The sequence below is a fragment of the Pontibacter locisalis genome (genome assembly GCF_042684605.1).
In the GTDB taxonomy this organism is placed as follows: Bacteria; Bacteroidota; Bacteroidia; order Cytophagales; family Hymenobacteraceae; genus Pontibacter; species Pontibacter locisalis.
In genome coordinates this window covers 230956-237518 of the sequence record NZ_JBHULU010000010.1, presented here as the reverse complement: position 1 = coordinate 237518, position 6563 = coordinate 230956, and the positions used below count along the sequence as shown (strand labels likewise).

The following is a 6563-nucleotide window of genomic DNA, read 5'->3' as shown; positions in this document are numbered from 1 at the left end:
CTGCCGGACATTGCGTCCGGCAGGCTGTTTGTTTTATACGCTACTTAACAAAGGTTATAGTTAAGTAGCGTAGCTGCTATAATACTTTAATGATATTGGCTGATTAGTGTCTACCACCAGAATTCGTAGGCAGGTTGTAAAAGAAGGTGGTAGACATAGGTTACAACAAAGCCAAATACTATGTGGGCTGCTATCAGGGTAAGAAGATAGGTTCTGAGTTTAATAAGCGGGGGCCTTGGGTGCAGCATAAAAAAGAAGTACCACATGATCATCGCAATTATACCGTTCGCAAGACCTAAAAATAATCCCCATGAGGCAGTAATTAACCCAATGTCTGCATCCCAGACCGCTAAATATACCAGGGCAAACAAAATGCCCATCAAATAAACTACAATAGTACCAACTACTTTAGTACTTACTGCCTCTGACAAGGATCCGTCTGGTTGTGTTCGGTTCATGACCATTGTGCCCATGATTCTGATCATCTTCATAACACGGTGTGTCAGGAAAGACAGGAGGTATAAAAAGGCAGTCATGGCGGCAGTGGCTGCTAAACCAGCCAGTATTGCGTAAAGTAGTTTCATAGATTTTATTATGTTTCATCTATATACGAAACTGCTGTTTCAGGTTTGCCTTTAATATTATACACTAAAAAGGATCATCAAAATAAAGGCGAAGCTGATGGACAAGGAGGATATTTTATTCATAAGCATGGTGTTGTCGTAGTTCACGGCCTGCAAGTTTTTCTGTGCCCGCAATACCCAACTCGTAAAGTAGAATACCACAGGTGCTGTGCAGATCAAAAAGATGAAAATGTTCCGCAACTGATCAGTAGTAATGTACAGCCACAGCAAAAGAGCTGTACCCAGCAACAAACTTATGCCGGCAAAAAGATAGGTGCCATTTACACCCAATAGTAAACTTAGCGTTTTGTCGCCACGCCGGCTGTCTTCCTGGTGCTGGTAAATCTGGGTTAATGGATAGGAGCCGCAAAGAAAAAGTGTGCTAATCAAAGCAAACCAAATGTTAGGTGTCTGTAGAATCTGAGATAACTTTAGCCCTACCCCGATCTGTACCATGAAAAAGGTGAACGCACCCTGAAAAAAAGTGACAACAAAGGTGCTGATGATAGGGTATTTCTTTAACCGGATACCTTCGTAACTATAGGCTTTCGAAACAAGCAGGTAAATAGCTACCAGTGCACCAAATAAGGGTGACATTAAGGTGCCTGTCAAAACGGCTAACACATCAAACAACAATACGAGGTGCATGAGCTCATGTGTAACTTTAGGTGGGGCTTTCAATCCTCCAATGCTGTTTTCATCCCGATCATAATACGAATTGTAGCCATTGCTGGCAGGATAAACCAATAAATGTAACAATAGGAATACTCCTAAAGCGCGCTCTATATTAAAGTCTGATAGCGTGCTTAGTGCAAACCAGAAAATGGGCATCAGGTAAACCGAGAATGGGATACGCATCAGCGTAAGTGCACTTCGGTAGCTTCTTAACTTCATGTAAGTTTTATAGGTGCAAAAACAAATATTTCATCTGTTGTTCCTTTCTCAGGTATTTACTGATATCAAACTCTAGGGTAACCGATAAGGTAAATTACATGCTTCCCTGGCCCTTTGCCGACCCTGCCTGTTCGCCAGATGTAGTTTGGGGCATGAACCTTTTCTGAAATCTTCTTTAATTTTTCAGGCGGATATATGCGAAGGAGCGACACTGTTCCATCCCACAGAATTCCCAGGGGTATAAGTGGAATTATATAGGTGAAAAATAGTCTGCTCATTTTAAATGGCTTGATAAAGGGTGTAATAAGTAGAACAACTATCGGGAAGGTCAGCCACAATAGCAGTAATTCTGTCCAGCTTTTCTTGGCACCTTCAAAAATGCCAATAGCAGCATGCTTATCAGCAGCATCCTGAAGAATGTTCTTTGCAATGTGAGGTGGGAAATGGTGAAAAGAGGAGAAAATAGTACGTACGCCCCGGATATGTTCGGGTACATCGAGTGCATTTATGGGTTCTGGTATGAAATCAATAGCTCCTTTTGACTCTATTTTTAAGTACTCATATGCATCCAGGTTAGGATACAAATCTGTGAGGGTAACGTGCACGGGAGTACCCATTGTTTTACTCAGGGCCTCCCTTAGGTTTGCTATACCTCCTCCGGCACCAGAGCAGAGATCTGTGATGTGCCGCTGCTTTGTTTTCGTTAGGAGTTCGGCCAGGCAGGGTAAGGCGGCCTCATAGGTATCAAGGGTGCTGATCATAAATCGCAGGTAATCCTGCATTCCCTCACGTACTACATGTGGGAACCAATTCTGGTCTTCCAGTTCAAAAAGTTGAAGGCGGATGTTCAATAGCTATCTTTTTAATGAACTACTGCAGAGCCGCCTGAAATGTTTTTAGATTATAGAAATGCCAACACGAATCACCCTTAGCCTGTAAAGCCATTAGGGCCAGCTCCGGCTTTTAGTCCCTCTCCTGTGTTGCTAAACAACTGCCAATATTCTTCTACTGGTGCGGTTGGATCAGGTAAAACAGAAAGTATGCTTCCGTCACTAAAGTATACCATCAACCCATACACATCCTGCTGTTCTATTCTTTCTACTACCAGGTTCGGGTTGTCATGGATTAATTCCATCAGGCGCTGATCTCTTAGGCTTGACCCAGGTACTTTCCAGTCCCATACAGGAGATGGTAAACCCGCCTCTCGTTTCCTGATAAACAGATGCTCATGTTTTATTAGGTCTGCATCCGGCAGTTGTAGCTGCCAAGGACAGTTTACGGCAAGCGTCATTTCGCCAATGTCCAGCACCAGTCCCTGCGGAGTAGTATAGTGCGTGGTGCCAAAATGAAAATACTGTACCTGCTCATTTCGGGTAGCTTTTGTGAGTGGTAAACCAATTGTTTTGTTAAAGATCTCTGATAGTGAATCTTGCATCTTGAAAATTTGTTTATGCGAGCGTACAAAGCAAAGATAACCAGTCGTCTTAAAACAATAATGCTCTCATCTGCGGTTTAATAAGTTTTATCGCTATTAGTCCTTAGATGTTAGCTACAAAAGGTATATTTGCAGTTGTTTTTGTTGAAGTGAGAAAGGGAATTTTAAGGGGTTTACCTCTGTTTGATAGCAATGCTGAAAGAGCAAGAAAAAGTAGAAAAGCCCAAGCGGCCATTACATAAAAGAATTGTTAGCGTTGTCTGGAAAGGCTTTTTCCTGGGCTTTGCTACTGTGTTGCTTTACCTGTTTAGCGTAGAGCACAACCTGTTGTTCCTTTTCGGTTCGTCTCCAAGTCTCGATAGGCTGGAGAACCCGCGTTCTGATCAGGCTTCTGAGCTATATACTTCTGATGGGCAGCTGATAGGAAAATACTTCAAAGAAAACAGAAGCCCGGTTTCCTACCAGGATATGTCGCCAACGCTGATTAAAGCATTGGTAGCTACGGAGGATATTCGTTTTTATGAACATTCCGGTATAGATCCTGAGGCCATTGTGTCAGCCGTATATGGTAGCCTGAATGGGGAAGTCAGAGGTGCCAGTACTATCACGCAGCAGCTCGCCAAAAATCTTTATAAGACACGAACAGAAGGCTCAAAGGGCTTGCTTGGATACGTGCCAGGGCTTAACATCATTATCTCTAAGACAAAGGAGTGGTTAACAGCCATTAAACTGGAGCAGCGCTATACGAAGGAAGAAATTCTGGCGATGTACCTGAACACGGTGGACTTCGGTTCTAACTCGTTTGGTATAAAAGTAGCGTCTAAAACTTTCTTCAATACCTCTCCTGATAGTCTTAGAGTAGAACAGGCTGCAGTGCTTGTCGGCCTCCTGAAAGCCCCTACCTATTATAGCCCCAGGTTTAATCCTGAAAACGCCACCCGCCGCCGTAACACGGTGATCAACCAGATGGTGAAGTATAGTTTCTTGCCTAAGGCAACGGCCGACTCGCTAAGCCAACTTCCTTTGGTGCTTGACTATAGCGTGGAGAACCACTATGATGGTCCCGCGACTTATTTCAGAGGTGCAGTGGCGGATTACCTGCAGGAGTGGTGTAAGCAAAATGGCTATGATCTTTACCGTGATGGTTTAAAAGTTTATACTACCATTGACTCCAGGATGCAGACACATGCAGAAGAGGCTATGGAAGAACATATGCGTAAACTTCAGCGTCGCTTCGATGGCCACTGGAAAGGTCGGAACCCATGGGTAGATGAAAAGGATCGTGAAATTCCTGGGTTTATAGAGGAGACGATCAAAAGAACTTCCTACTATCAAAGACTGAAGAAGAAGTACGGAGATGACACAGAGGCCATCAAACGGGAACTGAATACCCCGCGTGAAATGATGGTTTTCACCTGGGATAATGACTCTCTGGAGAAGAAAGTGACAATGAGTCCTTTAGACTCCCTGGCCTATTACAAGCACTTTCTGCACGGGGGTATGATGACCATGGATCCGTTCACAGGCCACATAAAAGCCTGGGTCGGAGGCATCAACTTCAAGTACTTCAAGTATGATCACGTAAAGCAGGCACGACGTCAGCCAGGCTCTACTTTTAAACCGTTTGTTTATGTGGCTGCCATTGATAATGGCTACTCTCCTTGCGATAAGATTGTAGACAAACGTATTACGATCAACTATGTAGAGAACGGCGAGAAGAAGAGTTGGTCTCCTACCAATGCTGACTGGGAGTATACAGGTGCACCCATGACGCTTCGTCGGGCAATGGGAAAATCGGTGAACTCAGTAACAGCTCAACTTACTGAGCGAGTTGGATGGGAGACAGTGGTGAAATATGCAAAACGGCTGGGAATTAATAGTCCTTTGCAGAAAGTGCCATCTATTGGTTTGGGGCCAAGTGATGTCTCTATCTTTGATATGGTTGGGGCTTACAGTACATTCCCTAACTACGGGTTCCACACAAGGCCAATGTTTATTACCCGTATCGAGGATCGGAATGGTAATATAATACACCAGTTTACTCCAAAGCAGAAGAAGGTGCTTAGTGAGGAAACTGCTTTCCTGATGATGCATATGCTAAAAGGAGGTATCGAAGAACCAGGTGGCACTTCGCAGGCGCTGTGGGAGTATGACTTATGGAAAGGGAATGAAATAGGCGGTAAGACTGGAACCACTTCTAATCACTCAGATGGTTGGTTTATGGGTGTTACAAAAGACCTGGTAACAGGTGTCTGGGTTGGCGGAGAAGACCGCAGTATCCATTTCCGAACATCGCAATTGGGTGAAGGTTCTAAAACAGCGTTGCCGATGTATGGCCTTTACATGGAAAAAATCTATAAGGATAAAAGTCTGGGGTATACAATGGGTCGTTTTCCGGGACCTACTGTAAAAATAAGCAAGGAGTATAATTGTACTACGGTTTTACCTAAGTCTACAATGCCAGATTCTACTGCTTTAGATGATATATTAAAAACGCTGAACCTGGATAACATGCTTCAGTAAGTGAGCATGCCCTAAAACAAATAAGGCCCGCTTATAGAAGCGGGCCTTATTTGTTTTAGGGGGCAATTTTATAACTCTTCTTCGTAAAAAGATTCAAGCGCTTCCTCCAGGTAGTTGTACTCAAAAGTAAAGCCTGTTTGAAGTACTTTGTTTGCACTAACACGTTGGCCTGCTAAGACTACCTCACTCATTTCACCCATCATCAGGTTTATGGCAAAGGCGGGGACCTTAGGTAACACAAGTGGTTTATGCATAGCACTAGCCAACTTTTTAGTGAATTCAGCATTTGTTACAGGATGGGGAGCAACAGCATTATAAACACCCTCAAACTGCGTATCTTCAATAGCTCTAATAAACAGTCGGCATATATCATCAATATGAACCCAAGACATATACTGCTTGCCAGAGCCGAGAGGAGCACCGGCCATCATCCGAACAGGCCGGGCAATTTGTGCCAAGGCACCTCCTTTGTTGCTCAATACTATTCCCTGCCTAAAGATGACTGTTCTTAAATTCAGCTCTCTCATTTGCCAGGCGGAAGCCTCCCATGCTTTACACACCTCTGCCAGAAAATCATCACCGTAAGTGCTTTCTTCCGACATTATCTGGTCTCCGGAATTGCCGTATATGCCAATAGCAGAAGATGAGATAAATCCTTTTACATGATGTTCTACATTCTGAAGACACTTATAAAGAAGGTTTGTGCTATCTACACGACTACTTAGTATCTCCTTCTTGCGCTCATCAGTCCATTTTTCCTGCGCAACGTTAGCTCCGGCAAGATGAATGATATAATCAGCGTAAGAGATGGCATTCTCATCGATGTAGTCGTTCTTTATATCCCATTTAAAGGTTTTATAGCTGGAAACTTTATCAGGCTTCCTGCTTAAATGAGCCACTTCATAACCCTGGTCTATCAGAACTTCTGATAAGCGCATACCTATCAGACCTGATCCACCTGTTATTAGAATTTTACCTGGCATAATACTTTTTTAGCATAAGAAATATAGAACTCATCCTATACGTAGGTAAGGTGGTGTTCCGTTGTCCTTACCCGTAAAGGAGCTAATTAAGTAGGTTTTCGATGG

6 protein-coding genes are annotated in these 6563 nt (G+C 43.5%); 1 reads left to right on the top strand and 5 read right to left on the bottom strand.

What is annotated here, in order from left to right; translation table 11 throughout:
* Positions 1-110: 110 nt before the first annotated feature.
* From ACFSRY_RS07995 to ACFSRY_RS07980, 4 genes are all read right to left on the bottom strand, one after another.
* Entirely contained in the window at positions 111-584 is a 474-nt protein-coding gene (locus ACFSRY_RS07995) for a hypothetical protein (RefSeq protein ID WP_377505091.1), read from the bottom strand.
* A gap of 57 nt (positions 585-641) precedes the next feature.
* On the bottom strand, positions 642-1517 hold the full coding sequence (locus tag ACFSRY_RS07990; protein ID WP_377505088.1) for a UbiA family prenyltransferase: 876 nt from the start codon (positions 1515-1517) through the stop codon (positions 642-644).
* 65 nt (positions 1518-1582) lie between these two features.
* Entirely contained in the window at positions 1583-2368 is a 786-nt protein-coding gene (locus tag ACFSRY_RS07985; RefSeq protein ID WP_377505085.1) for a class I SAM-dependent methyltransferase, read from the bottom strand.
* Positions 2369-2445: 77 nt separating this feature from the next.
* Positions 2446-2952 carry a hypothetical protein gene (locus tag ACFSRY_RS07980; protein ID WP_377505082.1) on the bottom strand — a complete coding sequence of 169 codons (507 nt, stop codon included), beginning with the start codon at positions 2950-2952 and terminating at the stop codon, positions 2446-2448.
* A gap of 192 nt (positions 2953-3144) precedes the next feature.
* Here ACFSRY_RS07980 and ACFSRY_RS07975 point away from each other — a divergent pair, with 192 nt between their 5' ends.
* Positions 3145-5475 carry a penicillin-binding protein 1A gene (locus ACFSRY_RS07975; protein ID WP_377505079.1) on the top strand — a complete coding sequence of 777 codons (2331 nt, stop codon included), beginning with the start codon at positions 3145-3147 and terminating at the stop codon, positions 5473-5475.
* Positions 5476-5543: 68 nt separating this feature from the next.
* Here the strand turns inward: ACFSRY_RS07975 and ACFSRY_RS07970 are convergent, their stop codons facing one another.
* Complete coding sequence (locus ACFSRY_RS07970; RefSeq protein WP_377505076.1) at positions 5544-6458, bottom strand: TIGR01777 family oxidoreductase; 915 nt, start codon at positions 6456-6458, stop codon at positions 5544-5546.
* Between the last annotated feature and the right edge of the window lie 105 nt (positions 6459-6563).